The following is a 15,150-nucleotide window of genomic DNA, read 5'->3' on the forward strand; positions in this document are numbered from 1 at the left end:
GGCCCCGCCCTCCCGGGCTCCGAGGAGGCTCAGAGGTAGCGCAGCGGGTCGAACTCGTCGAGCGGGATGATCCGGACGCGCGGCAGGACCGTGGTGAACGCGCCCACGTTGTCCTCGAGGTCGTGGAAGCTCAGGCCGCGCGACGCGAGCTCGGAGAAGCGCGAGTTGACGAACTCGCGGAAGCACAGCAGCCCGACGCGGCGGTCGCCGTCCTCGAGGAGGTCCTCGACCTGGGGGATGAAGTCGCCGTCGTGGCTCGCGAGGAGCACGTCGCCGGGGCGGCCCTGGAGCGCCTCGAGCGTGCGCTGGATACCGATGTCGACGACCTTCTCGGAGCTCGACCCGGCCAGCGGGATGGGGCGGTAGCCCATCGCGAGCAGCGCCTGGACGAACGCCATGGGCATCTGGCCGGACGACGCGTTCAGGAAGAACAGGGGCGTGACGTCCTGGCCCCACAGGTTCGCCGCGAAGTCGACGATGCGGTCCCAGCGTGGGCGCTCCTCGGGGTTGGGGCGGTGGCCCAGGACGCTCATGCCGAGCGTCGCGTCGATGTTCTCCCCGTCGACGATCAGGTAGGTGCGCCGCCTGGCCTCACCCTGCGTGCTGACGAGGCCGTTCGACGTGCTGGAGTCCGACATGGGGTCCAGCCTATCCGTCACGGCAGGTCGGGCCGGCCGTCCGGTCGCAGCCCGCGGCGCGCTGGGCGACCCGTCCTCTGACACGGATCCCGCCGAGGCGTGGGCACGGTTTGCATGTGAACCCCAGGTTACGAGTACCTTTCAGCGGTGAACCTCCAGCTTCTCGACCCGGTCCGGATCACGGTCGTCCAGAACTCCCCGGACGTCACCCTGGACACCTTCGCGGACCGGCTCGGGCCGGACGTCCGCCTCGTGCGCCCCTTCGCGGGGGACGCTCTGCCGGACGTCGCCGACCTGGGCGGCGGCCTCGTGGTCCTGGGCGGACGGATGTCCGCCTACGACGACGACGTGGCCCCTTGGCTCCCCGCGCTGCGTGACCTGCTGAGCGCCGCGGTGCTCGCCGCGGTGCCGACGCTCGGCGTGTGCCTCGGCGCCCAGCTCCTCGCGGTCGCGGGTGGCGGTCACGTGCAGGTCGCGGCCCCTCCGGGGCGCGAGGTCGGCCTGACGCGCGTGTTCTGGAGGTCGGGGGCGGAGGCGGACCCGGTGCTCGGGGCGTTGGCTCGGGCCGCGGCAGGGACCGGCAAGCGGGCCCGCTCGCTCACGCTCAGCATGCACGCCGACGCGATCATCGACCTGCCCGAGGACGCGACCTGGCTCGGCATGTCCGACATGTACCCGTACCAGGCGTTCCGCCACGGTTCCGCGCTGGGCGTCCAGTTCCACCCCGAGGCGACGCTCGACACGGTCCGCCGCTGGGCCGCGGACCACGGCGACGTGGACACCGAGAACGTCCTCGCCGAGGCCGCTCCGTTCGAGGGCGACGTCCTGGAGACGGGACGTCTGCTCGCGGAGTCGTTCCTCGCCGTCGTGCACGACGACGTCGCTCGCCGGGTCGTGCGGGCGTAGGTCCTGCGGCGGCCGGCCGCACCGGGCTGCCCGCGCCTGCTGCGTGTCCGGTGATCACCACCGGGTGGTCGGTGGCAGGGTGTCGGCATGATCCGACACACCGTCGCCTTCCGCCTGCGCCACCCCGCGGGGTCCGCCGCCGAGGCCGCCTTCCTGACCGACGCGCGCGTCCTGGCGCAGATCCCCGGCGTCGAGAGGTTCGAGCAGCTGCGCCAGACGAGCGCCAAGAACGCGTTCACGTTCGGCTTCTCGATGGAGTTCGCCGACGCCGACGCCTACGCGGCCTACGACCGGCACCCGGACCACCGGGCGTTCGTCGCGGACCGCTGGGTCCCCGAGGTCGAGGACTTCCTGGAGATCGACTACGAGCCGCTGCCGACCTGAGCGGGTGCTCGTGACACGGCGGCGGCCGGCGCCCCACCAGGGCACCGGCCGCCGTCGTCCGTCGAGGGACATGCCTACCAGCCCCCGGACGGCGCGTCCTCGGTACCGGCCTCGATCGACGTCACGGTCGTGGGCGTGATCTGCGGGGCGGGGGAGGACCCGCCGCTCTTGAGCGCCGCGAGCCGTGCCTCGACCTCGATGTTCGCTCCTGACGCCTCGAGCTCCTCGAACTGCGCGTCGAGCGAGGACGCGGCGACCTCGGCCTGCCCGAGCGCCTTGGCCTCCTCGCGGCGGACCTTCTCCTCGAAGCGGGAGACCTCGCTCGTGGGGTCGAGGACGTTGATCGAGCTGATCGCGCCCTGGACGGTCTGCTGCGCCTCGGCGGACTTCTGACGGGCGACGAGGGAGTCGCGCTTGGACTTGAGCTCGCCCAGCTTGCCCTTCATCTGCGCGAGGCCGGTCTTGAGCTTCTCGACGGTCTCGCGCTGGGACGCGATGAGCGGCTCGGCCTGGCGGACCTCGCCCTCGGCGGAGATCTGTCGCTGGAGCGCGACCTTGGCGAGGTTGTCGAACTTGTCGGCGTTGGCGGCGTTCCCCTCGGCGCGGAACCGGTCGGCCTGTGCTGACGCGGCGGCGGCCTTGTCGCCCCACTCGCGCACGGCCGCGACGTCCTCGTTGTAGTCCTGCTCGGCGAGCCGGAGGTTGCCGATGGTCTGCGCGACGGCCTGCTCGGCGTCGGCGATGCTGTTCGTGTAGTCGCGGACGAGCTGGTCCAGCATCTTCTGCGGGTCCTCGGCGCCGTCGAGCAGCGAGTTGATGTTCGCCTTGGCCAGCTGGGTGATGCGTCCGAAGATGCTCTGCTTCTCTGCCATGGGTCGTGCCTTCCTGCTCGTGGATGCGGGTACGCGGTGCTGTCGTGCGTGGTTGCCGTTCGACCTGGGGACCGCGGTCGGCCCCTAGAACCGTCCTCCTCTGCTGGACCGGCCGCCCGACGAGCCCCGGGAGGACCGGCCGCCCGACGAGCCTCTCGACGACCCGCCGAAGCCGCCGCCGCCGAATCCTCCGCCGCCGTAGCCCCCGCCGAACCCGCCTCCGGAGCGGCGTCCGCCGCCACCGCCGCGCAGGATCTGGTCGAGGAGGATGCCGCCGAGGACCATGCCGCCGACGTTGTTCCCGCCGCCTCCCGTGCCGCCGCCGAACATCCCGGCGTCGTTCTGCTGGGACTCCCACGCGGACGCGTCGCGCTGGGCGAGCTGCGCCGCGGTCTGGGCGAGCGTGTCGGCCTGCTGGGCGGTGGCGAGCGCGCGCACGGGGTCGGAGGGCTGGAGGGCGCGGGCCTCGCCGAGGTAGCGGATCGCCTCGGAGAGCCGGGTGCGGGCTTCTGGCCCGACGGCGCCGCGTCGGGTCTCGATGAAGTCGTTCGTCGCGCGGATCTGGGAGTCGACGCGCCCGATCGTGTCGCGAAGGAGCGCCGCGGCGCGTGCTGCCTGCTCGGCGCTCGCGCGGAACGGAGCCAGTGCGGCGTCGATCGCGGCCTCGGCGTCGGTGAGCCGGCGCAGCGCCGCGATGGGGTCGCCGCCGTCGCGAGCGGTCCTGGCCTCGGCCACGGCGGCCTGGGCCTCGGCGGCGCGGGCAGTCACGGTCGGGTCGGCCGGTGCCAGGCGGGCTGCGTCGGCGATGTCGGCGGTGATCGACGCGACCGCGACGTCGAGTCGCTGGTTGGCCTGCGCGAGGACCTCGCCGGCCGAGTCGATCGCGTCGAGGAGGGTCACGGCCTGGCCCACGGCGTTCTCCGCCGCGCGGGCGTGCGCGACGGCGGACGCCCGGTCCTTGCCCTCGAGAGCCGCACGGCCCGCGGCGACGGCCTCGCGGGCGCCTGCGACGAGCTGGAGGGCCTGGTCGGGGTTCGCGGACACCGACGCGAGCGCCGCCGCAGGGTAGGTCGTGGACAGGGCCGCGAGGGTGCTGCGGGCCGGGGCGACGCGAGCCTCGACCTCGCCCGCGCGGCGCTCGACCGTGTCGAGGACCTCCGGGGCGCGGGCCTGGAGGTCGCGCAGCTCGTCGAACTGGTCGGACTCGGCGTCGAGGGACTGGCTGACCTCGGTGCACAGCGCGATGATCTGCGCCATCATCGTGCGGGCCTGGGGCTCGGCCTCCGGGGTGTCGTCGTCGAGCTGCTGACGCAGCGCGAACGCCTGGGACACCTTCTGCTTGCCTGTCTCGAGCGCCACCTGGAACTCCTTCGTCGCTTCGAGGCCGAACTGGGCCTGTGCGAAGCCGAGCTCCTGCTCGGAGGTCTTGATGGCGTCGTCGATCGCGACGAGGGCCGAGCTCGCCCGGCGGTTCAGCTCGTCGGTGGGGAGCTGGGCGAGCTCGTCTGCCTCGTCCGCGCCGCCCGGCTTCGCGGCTGTCCCACGGCGCTTGTTCAGGATCGCGCGGACCACGAAGAAGCCCGCGATGGCGAGCAGGCCGACCACGAGCGCCACGAGCCAGCCCGAGCCGCCCGACGACGACGAGCCGGTCGCCTCGGCGCGCAGGGTGTCGGCCGCGGCGACCGCGGCACCTGCCCACTCGTCCTGGCTGAGCCGGTCCTCGATCGCTTCCTGCACCGTGTCGAGCGACGCCTCGGACAGCCCGATGTTGTGGTCGGCCGACAGGTCGTAGCGCCGGTCCTGGGTCGCGACAGCCAGCAGGACGTCGTCCCTGCCCATGCCCGACAGGTTGGCCGTCGCAGCGGCCCAGGACTGCGCGTCCTGCCCGTCGAAGGTGTCGACGTAGACGACGAAGAGCTGGTACGGGGTGTCCTCCTCCAGGCGGTCCATCGCGGCCTCGACCTCGTCGGTCTGGTCGCCGAGCACCCCCGCCGGGTCGGTGATGCGGCCCGGGAGGTCGAGGGGCTGCTCGGCGGGGAGCGAGGCAGTGGCCGGCGAGGCCACGGCCGGTGCGGTGAGCGAGGCGGCACCGAGGCCGGTGAGGGTCAGCGCAGCAGCGATGCCGATCGACAGACCGCGTCGCAGGACGGGCCGGCGCCCAGGGCGGGACGGGTGATGGAGTGCGGGGGAGACGGACGACAAGGCCACTTCGTGATCCTTTCCCACCGGTGCGGGGCCCGCAATCGCGAAACGGGACAGCAGGGGGCATTTCACCCGACCTGGCCGCCGGATGCGTGCGGCAGGCGTCGAGAAGCCCGCGTGGGGAATGTTCGTACGGCGTACTGTGTTGTGGAGAGGACGTCGACGAGAGGAACGCATGACGACCATGACCACGACCACGACGACCATGCCCGCGCACCCGACGAGCCCGGGCGCGGCACTGCCGCCGCTGGCCGACCAGGCCGAGCGCCTGATCGCCCTCGGTGTCCACACCCTCGCCGGGCTGGCCGTGGACGAGGTGCGTGACGCCGTCGGGCACCTTGCGCACGGCGCACCCGACGGCGGGCTGCTCACCGTGCACCCCCGCCTCGCCCCGCCGTCCGCCCTCGCACCCCTGCTGAGGCTCGGCGACAAGGAGGGGTTCGTGGTCGTCGACATGGACGACGTCGACCGCTTCGAACCCCTCGAGGGGCTCACCCTGCCGGGCGGTCCGCTGTACGTCGTGACCGACGTCGACCGCGGCGACGACATGGCGAACTGGTCGCCCGACGAGGCGCTGCCCGAGATCACCCGACGCGGCCGCACGCCGCTCGTCCTCAGCGAAGGGATCCACTGGGCGCTCCAGGCACCCGACGTCGTCGAGCGCAACCACTGCTACATGACGATCGGGTCGCGGCTCCGCAAGGACGAGGGACGCCTCGACTCCCGCACGCCCGCCGTGTGGATCTCGAACGGCACCGGCCGCGACGGCAAGGAACGCCGCGGTGCGCCCAAGGTCGGCTGGTGCTGGGCCGGCAACCGGCACACGTGGCTCGGCTTCGCGTCGGGCGCGGGTCGTGTCGGGACGCCGCAGGGGTAGCTCGGGCGCCGCGCGCGAGCTCGACGACCAGGGGGTCTCCTTCGCGCAGGCCGGCGAGCACTCGGGTGAGCCCGGGGCGGTCCTCGCAGGTGCCGGACGCCTTCTCGCGACGACGTCGCGCTCGTCGAGGCCGCCAGGTCCGGTGAAGGCGTCGAGGTTCTGCTGGTGCCTGCATGGCCGGCACAGGCGGTGGCGCGCGTCAGGGGCCGATGTGCGCTGCGCGCAGGGCGGAGACGGCTGCTTCGATCGCGTCGGGGCCGTCGCCGATGTCGGGCGCGTAGGCGCGGGTGGAGGGGTCGAGCCGCCCTCCCAGGTGTGCGAGCTCGACCAGGAGCGGCATCGTCGCCAGTCCGAGTTCGGTGAGCGAGTACCTGCCCTGCTTGCCGCGGGCGGTCTCGGCCTTCGTCAGGAGGCCCTGATCGACGAGGTCGGCCAGGCGGCGCGACAAGACAGGCGCGCTGATGCCCTCCTGACTGCCGGTGAGCAGCTCGCGGAAGGACCGCCGGTCGTGCAAGGCGATATCACGCAGGATCAGCAGGCTCCACCGATCACCGAGCAGCTCCAGGCTGCGATTGATCGGGCACGACGATCGCGGTTCGGAGATCATCGCCCTCCATCCAGGTAGTTGCACTTCGTGATCACTCACTCTACGCTGAAACCAAGCAGTAACACAATGCAACTACTTGGCTGGTTTCGGCCGGCCCGAGGAGACACGATGAAGGCCTTCGTCCTGGAGACGTACGGAAAGCCGCTCCGGGCGGTCGAGATGCCCGAGCCGATGCCGGCCCCGCACGAGGTTCTCGTGCGGATGGTCGCGGCCGGGGTCAATCACGCCGACGAGCGCACCCGCATCGGCGAGTTCAAGGCCGTCTTCCACCTCGACCTGCCCAAGGTCATGGGTGGAGAGCTCTCCGGCGAGGTCATCGCCGTCGGTGAGGACGTGACCGGCTTCGGCCCCGGTGACCGGGTCTACGGCTACACGGGCGTCGTCGGCATGGGCTCCTGGGCCGAGGTCGTCGCCGTCGACGCCGCCGCCCTGGCACCCGCCCCGTCGAGCATCCCTCTCGTCGACGCTGCCGCCCTGCCCGTCGTCGCCCTGACCGCATGGCAGGCGCTCGTCACCCTCGGTCAGGTCCGGCCGGGGCAGACCGTCCTCGTGCACGGCGGGGCCGGCGGAGTCGGCTCGGCCGTGATCCAGCTCGCCAAGCACCTGGGTGCCACCGTCGCCACGACGGCATCGGCCGACAGCGCCGACCTCGTCAGAGCCTTGGGCGCCGATGTCGTCATCGACTACCGCAGCGAGGACTTCGTCGAACGGCTCGCCGACGTCCCCGTCGACATCGTCGTCGACACCCAGGGCGGCGACATCACCACCCGCTCCCTCCGTGTCCTGCGTCGCGGCGGCCTCGTCGTCGGGATCGCCGGGACACCCGACCCGCACCTGGCCGACCAAGCCGGCGCGGGACGCGTCGTCAAGGCCGCGCTCGCCGTCCTCAGCCTCCGCCTGCGGCGGCAGGCCCGGCGCCTCGGCGTGCGCTACCGGTTCCTGTTCATCCAGCCCGACGGCGAAGCCCTGGCCGCGGCTGCCGGGCTCGTCGACGACGGCGTCCTGCGCCCGGTCGTCGACCGCGTCCTGCCGTTCGACGACACCCTGGTCGCACTCGATCAGCTCCTCGCTGGTCGAGCTCGCGGCAAGATCCTCGTCACCACGACCCCCGAGGGGGGCGTCAACCATGCCTGACGCACCCGCCACCCCGGCGAGCCATCGCATCCGCGAGACCGTCAGCGGCGCAGCACGAGCGATGACCTGGGTCACCGCCCCCACCCTCCATCTGGACGTCGCCGGTGACACCCTCGCCTACCGCGAGCTCGGCGCCGACGTAGGGACGCCGGTCCTGCTCCTCACCCACCTGGGCGCCACCCTCGACGAGTGGGACCCGCGCGTCGTCGACGCCCTGGCCGCCGGTCGTCGCGTCATCGCCCTAGACCTACCCGGAGTGGGCAGATCGACCGGCACCGTCCCCCTGACCGTCGAGGGCATGGCCGACGCCGCGCGTGCGTTCGTCGCCGCGCTCGGCCTCACCAGGATCGACCTGCTCGGCTTCTCCCTCGGCGGGTTCGTCGCGCAGCAGGTCGCCCTCGACGATCCCGGACTCGTGCGGAGGCTCGTCCTCACCGGCACCGGGCCCGCGGGCGGCACCGGGATCGACCACCCCACCGGCGGCGCCTACATCTACGTCGACATGGTCCGCGCCGCGCTCGCCCGCACCGACGTCAAGGAGTTCCTCTTCTTCCCCCGCACGCCCGCAGGCAAGGCCGCTGCGAAGGACTACCTCATAAGGATCCGCGAACGCGTGATGGACCGCGACGACCCCATCACTCTGACCGCATTCCGGCGCCAGATCACCGGCATCAAGGCCTGGGGCCGCCAGCGGCAACAGGACCTTACGGCGATCACGGCGCCGACGCTGATCGCCAACGGTGACCACGACCGCATGGTCCCCACCGCACTGTCCCGCGACATGCATGCCCGCATCCCCGACAGCACCCTCACCATCTACCCGGGATCAGGCCACGGCGGCGTCTTCCACCACCATCGCGACTTCATCCCCACGCTCCTGGCACACCTCGACGCCTGACCCCGGGCCCCTTACAGCAGGAGAACGTCTACGATCAGCCGCCGAGCGCCACCGTCGATCGGTCGAGACATCCTGGACCGCCAAGAGGCCGCGGGCTGGTCCCGGCGGACCTGCTCGACATGCGCTCGGTCGCTCAGATTCTCGTGGTGACGAGACCACTGGCTCGCCCAAGATGCTGGCGCGAGATCAGGGGTCTCCTCGTCGCCCACGCAGCGAAAGCCCGGGGTTCTACGACGTCGCAGAACCCATTCATGCAACGCCTGCCAAACGGTCGGTTTTGCCTCGTCGAACAACTCGCACCCGTCAGTCATGCTCTGGAGAGTCCGAGGTATCGGGTTCGCTTTCATGACGCAGATCCCGATCGTGCGAACTCAGATGATGTGGGTGGAACCGGATGCCCTGTTGCTGCGTGATGGGGGTATGAGGGTGTGGCGTGATGGTCGGCGTTGAGGTGGACGTCGAGGAGGACTGGCAGGCCGAGGGTGCCGTCGTCGACGTGGTCGTCTCCGGACGGTCGCGCGACGCCGAGTTCGTGGCCTTCGTGGCTGAGCACGGTGCGACGCTGCGACGGATCGCGACGCTCCTCAGTGGCGATCCGCATCGCGCGGAGGAACTGCTCCAGGCGACGCTCGAGCGGACCTACCGCGCGTGGGGCCGCGCCCGCGACGGCGACCCGATGGCCTACTCCCGGCGCATCCTGGCGAACCTGCGCATCGACACCTGGCGCCGCACCCGCCGTGAGCTGTTGCTCACCCAGGACCAGCTGCCCGACCACGGCGAGAGCGACCGCAGCACCGAGATCGTCCTGCGCGACGAGCTCACCCGGGCACTTCGCGCACTTCCGGTCAAGCAGCGGCGCGTGGTCGTGCTGCGCCACCTGCTCGACATGTCGGAGGCCGAGGTCGCCGTCGAGCTCGGGATCGCCCGCGGCACGGTGAAGTCCGCCGGCGCACGCGGGCTCACCGCACTACGCCGGGCCCTGTCAGACCCCATCGATGGAGCGGAGAGCACGCCGTGACCGACGACTTCTCAACACGTCTGCGGGAGCTCGTGGACGAGGCGCTGCCAGAAGCGCCGATCGATCCGAACCTCGCCCTCGACGTCGCACGCCGCCGGGCAGGCCGGACCCGGAGCCGCCGTGCCGCGGCGTCCTTGGCTGTCGCCACCGTCGTGGCCGTGGCTGCGGTGACCGTCCCGGACCTCGTGGCACCACCACCCCGTGAGGCTCTGCTCATGCCCGCAACGAGCATCGCAACGACGAGCCCGGACCCTACGCAGAGCGCGACCGCGGAACCGGCTCGGGCGATCGTCGACGAGGACGCGGGGACGATCACGACCCCTCTGGACGGCTGGTTCGTCGGCGCCGAGGAGCGCGCCGAGATGGATACCGCACGGGACGTCTTCGTCGCGCGGTGCATGACCGCAGCGGGCTACGAGGATCTCGTGCAGCTCGTGGGTCCTGTCCCTGCAGAGAAGACCTTCGACGGCGCGGGCTTCGGCCTGTGGCGTCACGGCTCGCTCGCGACGGACGGCTACACCCAAGAACCCGTCGAGAGTCCCAACCGGTTTCGCGCTCGGGTAGAGGACGAGGCCGCCATCGAGCAGCAGCGCTCGTGCTTCGGTCAGGTGATCGAAGCCGGGCTCTCCTACGACCCAGGTCAGTTCGAGGCGGTGGCTCCGACCGGTGTCACCCCGGCGACTACCACGCCGGAGGGGATCGGTGTCGTCGACGAGTGGAAGCAGTGTCTGGCAGGGCGAGGGGTCGAACCCCCTGGGCCAGACGAGGGAATGGTCCCTCCCGGGGTGCGTGACGCGTCCCCTGACGAGGTGATCCGGATCGGTGAGATCGACCTTGCGTGCAAGGACGAGCTCGGGACCGTCCAGCGGCTCGCGGACATCCAGGCTGCCCAGGAGAGCGAGTACATCACCCGCGCCAGGGACTACCTCGAGCTGCGACGTCCCGTCGAGCAGGCCGCGCTCGAGGCCTCGCGGGCTTACCTCCAGGAGCAAGGCCTGTCGATGGACCCGGCCACATGGTGAGCGACCCCACCATGCAGGCTCCCGCCGGCTGGTATGCCGATGCCCAGGGTGACGGCTACGAACCGTGGTTCTGTGCGGCGGGACGCTCGGCGTCGCCAACCTCGTCGCGTGGGCCAACGGCTGGTACGGAACCACACGCTCCGCCCGCCCTCTGGACAGCGAAGACTCTGACTCTGCCCGAGGGGTCCACGAACGCGGGGAGCACGTGCACGAGACACTGCTCACCGCCGCACTGCTGCTTCTCGCCGCCGGCGCCGCCGCGACCCTCGGCTCATGCTTGGCGAACCGCATAGGCCGCAGCGACGCGGCCGTGGCGGACGCGACCGTCTGAGAACTGGCGTAGCTCCGACGTCGCACGACCTTCTTCCGCGCCGCCGGACAAACGGTCGTCAATGACACAAACGCCGCGCTCTCTGCCGACTCGACGACCCTCTCCGCCGCCGTCGACGCCGTGTTCGCGTCGAGCGTGCGGATTCGCCCGCAGGTGCGGTGCCGATCATGTGCTGCCGTCGGGCTCTCGCAGACGACCGCTGATGCGTGGCGACGGGCCCGGCTACGCCTGTCGTTTGCTGTCGGCGCGTCCGATCGGCTCGGTGCTGGTCGTGAGTGCGGCGCGGGCGGCCGGCCAGCTGTTCTCGTCGACGTGCAGAGCGGTCCGAAGGTAGGCGGTGCTCATCCGCTGGACGACTGCGACCCGTTCCGGATTCTCGTCGGTGGTCTCGGCGACTTCGTATCCGACGATTCCACCGAGCGCGTGCTCTGCGCCGTAGAGAGTGAGGAGGTCTGTCGCGCCGGGGCTGTAGGTGTAGGCGTCGGTGAACCAGTCAGGGCCCCGGCTGGACATCTTCGACTGGTCGTGGTCGCCCGCGACCACGAGGGTCGGCGTCGTCAGCTCCTGGAACGAGGGGCGCATGAAGGGGAAGTTCGCCTGCGCGAACGGGTGCAGGTCATCCCCACCGACTCCGGTTGCGGCGAACAGGATGCCAGCGGTGACGCGCCCGTCGGCCATGTCCGCCCCGACATGACCCGCTTCGTCAAAGACTCGGGCGCCGAGAAGCGACTGCGCCGTCTGGCCGCCCCAGGAGTGACCGGTCGCGGCGACGCGGCTGCGGTCGATGCGCCCGGCCAGGCCGGGGACCGCGGCCTCGACGGCGTCGAGCTGGTCGAGTACGCGTACGAGATCCGCGATTCGCTCCGTCCAGATCGTCGGGAAGACCGGGTGGTCAAACCCGAAGCCGTTGCGGCGCGAGTCCAAGTGGGTGGGCTGGATCACGACGAACCCGCGGGAGGCCCAGAACGCTGTGAGCGGCGCGTACCCATCCAAGTTCCATCCGTTGCCATGGGAGAACACCACGACGGGGAGATTCGCGCCTGTGGCGGGGGCAGATGCGCGCACTTCCAGCGGGACCGGTCGATCCGGGGCGAACAGCTGAATCGGAGCGACGGAGACGACCGGGGCGCCGGCACCGATGGTGCGGTCCAGGGAGTCGAGGAGCGATGAGGTCATGACGGGGTCCTTCCGAAGGGCGCGCTCTGCAGTACCCTCGAACGGAGCACCGTTCCGAAACATTACGGAACGTCGCTCCGTAATGCAATCCATGGGCGAAGAAATCGGTGAGGACAGGCGTGGCTGAGACCCAGGGCGACGAGTTGCGCAGTGCGGGGGCACCCCGAGCGGGCCGTCCGCGCCGGAGCGAGCAGGCGCTCCTCGACGCAGCGGCAGCGGTGTTCGTGACGTCCGGGGTCGATGCTCCAGTGCGGGAGATCGCAGCGAAGGCCGGCGTCGGCGTGGGGACGATCTACCGTCACTTCCCGACGCGCGCAGAGCTCGTGGTGGCGGTGTACCGGCACCAGGTCGAGGCATGTGCTGACGCTGGCCCACGGCTGCTCGCGGAGAGCGAGACGCCCGAGGCAGCCCTGCGGGCATGGGTGGCGCTGTTCGTGGAGTTCCTCGTCACCAAGCACGGGCTCGCTGCCGCACTGCAAGGAGACAGCGCAGGGTCCGACGCGTTGCACGCCTACTTCGTCGGCCGTCTCGTGCCGGTAGCTGGTGCCCTCCTCGAGGCAGCGCTGGAGCCCATGGATACAGCTCCGCCGGTGGATGCGTACAACGTGCTCAAGGGCATCGGAAACCTCTGCATCGGTGCAGCGGTCGATGACCGGTACGACGCCGCCGTTCTCGTACAACTGCTCGTCTCAGGCGTGCTGAGCCCAAGAGTTCACTGACTCAGGCCCATCGCCTCCTCGCGCGGAGCACGACAGGAAGCCCTGCGAGAATCACGCGACCTACTGCTGCGCTGCCCGACGCCCGACGACCGGTCGGTCCAGCGGAGTCCAGACACCGCTACCGGTGGGCCGTTCCTCGAGGACTCGTGACGGACGCCCGACCCGGGTGCAGGACCAGCGTGACGAACCCGAGACCGCCACGGTATCCCTGGAGCCAGCCGTCGCGGTGCGTCTCGACCGCGGAGAGCACCTCACGCGCCTCGGGGTGGTCCGGGTTCTCGACCGCCCAGCGAGCGGGTGCCCCCGTCCACGCCCACTCGTAGTCGTCCCACTCCTCCTGAGGAGCAACGGTCGGGACACGGGATGCGCGAGGCCGGGTGCGCCTACGCGAGCGTCTGGACCGGAGGCGACGACGGGTAGGGGCCGCCCGCGCGGTGTACGAGGTGTGCGGGTTTACCGCGCTGCCGCTCGTGCACTACTACCGCGAGCTCTGAGACGCGGCACCCCGAGCGGCGCGGGCTCGACCCGCGGTCGGGGCGCAGGGGCGGGGGTGTCCTGCTGCGGAGCGGCAACGAATGTTGCCAGTCCGCCGCAAACACACCCACCACCCCGCGAGCCTCGCGCCCCTCTGCTAGACGACGCCCGGGTCCCCACCGGTCACTGCACGACGCCCAGGTCCTCGGCGTCGACGATGCGGTAGGCGTAGCCCTGCTCCGCCAGGAAGCGCTGGCGGTGCGCCGCGAAGTCCTGGTCCACGGTGTCGCGCGAGACCACCGCGTAGAAGTGCGCGGTGCGGCCGTCCTGCTTGGGGCGCATGATGCGTCCCAGGCGCTGGGCCTCCTCCTGGCGCGACCCGAACGACCCGGACACCTGGATCGCGACCGACGCCTCGGGCAGGTCGATCGAGAAGTTCGCGACCTTGCTCACGACGAGCCGGGAGATCTCCCCGGACCGGAACGCCTCGAACAGCCGCTGGCGCTCGCGCACGGTCGTGGCCCCTGTGATGACGGGCGCGTCGAGGTGGTCGCCGAGCTCCTCGAGCTGGTCGAGGTACTGGCCGATCACGAGGACCTGGTCGTCGGGGTGCGCGGCCGCGATCTGCTCGACGACGCGGTTCTTGCCCGCTGCGGTGGCCGCGAGCCGGTACTTGTCCTCGGGCTCGGCGGTCGCGTACGCCATGCGGTCGCGGTCGGACAGGGTGAGGCGCACCTCCACGCAGTCCGCGGGCGCGATGTACCCCTGGGCCTCGATGTCCTTCCAGGGGGCGTCGTACCGCTTGGGCCCGATGAGGCTGAAGACCTCGTCCTCGCGTCCGTCCTCGCGCACGAGCGTCGCGGTCAGGCCCAGGCGGCGGCGGGCCTGGAGGTCGGCGGTCATGCGGAAGATCGGGGCGGGCAGCAGGTGGACCTCGTCGTAGACCACGAGTCCCCAGTCGCGGGCGTCGAGCAGCTCGAGGTGCGTGTAGACACCCTTCCGCTTGGTCGTGAGCACCTGGTAGGTGGCGATGGTGACGGGCTTGATCTCCTTGCGGGCACCCGAGTACTCGCCGATCTCGTCCTCGGTGAGCGTGGTGCGTCGTACGAGCTCGTCGCGCCACTGGCGCGCGCTCACGGTGTTCGTCACGAGGATCAGGGTCGTCGTGCCGGACTTGGCCATGGCTCCGGCGCCGACGATCGTCTTGCCCGCGCCGCAGGGGAGCACGACGACGCCGCTGCCCCCGTGCCAGAAGCCCTCGACGGCCTGCTGCTGGTAGGGCCGCATGGCCCAGGGCTTGTCCTCGTGCGCCGGGTCGGTCGGGGAGAGGTCGATCGGGTGCTTCTCGCCGTCGACGTAGCCCGCGAGGTCCTCGGCGGGCCAGCCGAGCTTGAGCAGGACCTGCTTGAGGTGGCCGCGCTCGGACGGGTGCACGATCACCGAGTCGTCCCCGAGCCGGTCGCCCACGAGGCCCGCGGTCCGCTTGGACTTCAGGACCTCGGCGAGCACGGCCTTGTCGGTCGCCTGGAGCACGAGCCCGTGCGTGGGGTGCGCGACGAGCTGGAGCCGCCCGTAGCGTGCCATGGTCTCCGCGACGTCGACGAGCAGCGCGTGCGGCACGGGGTAGCGGCTGTACTCGAGCAGCACGTTGACGACCTGCTCGGCGTCGTGCCCCGCGGCGCGCGCGTTCCACAGCCCGAGCGGCGTGAGCCGGTAGGTGTGGACGTGCTCGGGGGCGCGTTCGAGCTCGGCGAAGGGGGCGATCGCCCGTCGGGCGTCGCCCGAGCGCGGGTGGTCGACCTCGAGCAGCAAGGTCTTGTCGCTCTGCACGATCAGGGGGCCGTCGGCCATGGGCGTCCTTCCGGGTGGTGCGCCGTGTCGTGACGCGGGTG

Annotated in this window: 14 protein-coding genes; 8 read left to right on the forward strand and 6 right to left on the reverse strand. The window is 71.3% G+C overall.

Features of this window, described 5'->3' with window-relative positions; all coding sequences use genetic code 11:
* Positions 1 to 29 precede the first annotated feature (29 nt).
* Positions 30 to 638, reverse strand: a complete 609-nt coding sequence (locus ACZDYF_RS00835; RefSeq protein WP_204809824.1) for an NYN domain-containing protein — start codon at positions 636 to 638, stop codon at positions 30 to 32.
* Between the two features lie 147 nt (positions 639 to 785).
* On the opposite strand from ACZDYF_RS00835, the gene ACZDYF_RS00840 reads away from it, so the two are divergent.
* The gene (locus ACZDYF_RS00840; protein ID WP_475051846.1) at positions 786 to 1,544 is read left to right on the forward strand and encodes a type 1 glutamine amidotransferase; all 759 of its coding nucleotides are present in this window, start codon (positions 786 to 788) and stop codon (positions 1,542 to 1,544) included.
* Positions 1,545 to 1,631: 87 nt separating this feature from the next.
* Complete coding sequence (locus ACZDYF_RS00845; RefSeq protein WP_475051850.1) at positions 1,632 to 1,928, forward strand: Dabb family protein; 297 nt, start codon at positions 1,632 to 1,634, stop codon at positions 1,926 to 1,928.
* Between the two features lie 74 nt (positions 1,929 to 2,002).
* Here ACZDYF_RS00845 and ACZDYF_RS00850 read toward each other — a convergent pair whose 3' ends face one another.
* Both ACZDYF_RS00850 and ACZDYF_RS00855 read right to left on the reverse strand, forming a co-directional pair.
* Entirely contained in the window at positions 2,003 to 2,800 is a 798-nt protein-coding gene (locus ACZDYF_RS00850; RefSeq protein ID WP_191789510.1) for a PspA/IM30 family protein, read from the reverse strand.
* A gap of 84 nt (positions 2,801 to 2,884) precedes the next feature.
* Entirely contained in the window at positions 2,885 to 5,008 is a 2,124-nt protein-coding gene (locus ACZDYF_RS00855) for a TPM domain-containing protein (RefSeq protein ID WP_475051853.1), read from the reverse strand.
* Positions 5,009 to 5,177: 169 nt separating this feature from the next.
* Here ACZDYF_RS00855 and ACZDYF_RS00860 point away from each other — a divergent pair, with 169 nt between their 5' ends.
* Positions 5,178 to 5,879: a DUF5701 family protein gene (locus ACZDYF_RS00860; RefSeq protein WP_475051856.1), complete on the forward strand. Its 702-nt coding sequence runs from the start codon at positions 5,178 to 5,180 to the stop codon at positions 5,877 to 5,879.
* A 199-nt stretch (positions 5,880 to 6,078) separates the two neighbouring features.
* Here ACZDYF_RS00860 and ACZDYF_RS00865 read toward each other — a convergent pair whose 3' ends face one another.
* Complete coding sequence (locus ACZDYF_RS00865) at positions 6,079 to 6,486, reverse strand: winged helix-turn-helix transcriptional regulator (RefSeq protein ID WP_191789508.1); 408 nt, start codon at positions 6,484 to 6,486, stop codon at positions 6,079 to 6,081.
* Positions 6,487 to 6,594: 108 nt separating this feature from the next.
* Here ACZDYF_RS00865 and ACZDYF_RS00870 point away from each other — a divergent pair, with 108 nt between their 5' ends.
* The 4 genes from ACZDYF_RS00870 to ACZDYF_RS00885 all read left to right on the forward strand — a co-directional run bounded on the left by ACZDYF_RS00870 (position 6,595) and on the right by ACZDYF_RS00885 (position 10,558).
* The gene (locus ACZDYF_RS00870; protein ID WP_475051863.1) at positions 6,595 to 7,620 is read left to right on the forward strand and encodes an NADP-dependent oxidoreductase; all 1,026 of its coding nucleotides are present in this window, start codon (positions 6,595 to 6,597) and stop codon (positions 7,618 to 7,620) included.
* Positions 7,613 to 8,518 (forward strand): alpha/beta fold hydrolase, encoded by a 906-nt coding sequence (locus ACZDYF_RS00875; RefSeq protein ID WP_475051868.1) that lies wholly within the window; start codon positions 7,613 to 7,615, stop codon positions 8,516 to 8,518. The genes ACZDYF_RS00870 and ACZDYF_RS00875 overlap by 8 nt, the downstream gene beginning before the upstream one ends.
* A 436-nt stretch (positions 8,519 to 8,954) precedes the next feature.
* The gene (locus ACZDYF_RS00880) at positions 8,955 to 9,536 is read left to right on the forward strand and encodes a SigE family RNA polymerase sigma factor (protein ID WP_475053151.1); all 582 of its coding nucleotides are present in this window, start codon (positions 8,955 to 8,957) and stop codon (positions 9,534 to 9,536) included.
* The gene (locus ACZDYF_RS00885; protein ID WP_475051872.1) at positions 9,533 to 10,558 is read left to right on the forward strand and encodes a hypothetical protein; all 1,026 of its coding nucleotides are present in this window, start codon (positions 9,533 to 9,535) and stop codon (positions 10,556 to 10,558) included. The genes ACZDYF_RS00880 and ACZDYF_RS00885 overlap by 4 nt, the downstream gene beginning before the upstream one ends.
* Before the next feature lie 553 nt (positions 10,559 to 11,111).
* On the opposite strand, the gene ACZDYF_RS00890 is transcribed toward ACZDYF_RS00885, so the two are convergent.
* Entirely contained in the window at positions 11,112 to 12,065 is a 954-nt protein-coding gene (locus tag ACZDYF_RS00890) for an alpha/beta hydrolase family protein (protein ID WP_475051875.1), read from the reverse strand.
* A 119-nt stretch (positions 12,066 to 12,184) separates the two neighbouring features.
* Between ACZDYF_RS00890 and ACZDYF_RS00895 the strand changes: the two genes are divergently transcribed.
* A complete protein-coding gene (locus ACZDYF_RS00895) occupies positions 12,185 to 12,784 on the forward strand; it encodes a TetR/AcrR family transcriptional regulator (RefSeq protein WP_475051883.1) in 600 nt (199 codons plus the stop codon).
* A 657-nt stretch (positions 12,785 to 13,441) separates the two neighbouring features.
* Here the strand turns inward: ACZDYF_RS00895 and ACZDYF_RS00900 are convergent.
* A complete protein-coding gene (locus tag ACZDYF_RS00900; protein WP_191789502.1) occupies positions 13,442 to 15,109 on the reverse strand; it encodes a DNA repair helicase XPB in 1,668 nt (555 codons plus the stop codon).
* Between the last annotated feature and the right edge of the window lie 41 nt (positions 15,110 to 15,150).

It is taken from the genome of Oerskovia sp. PE-21s, from assembly GCF_056158145.1.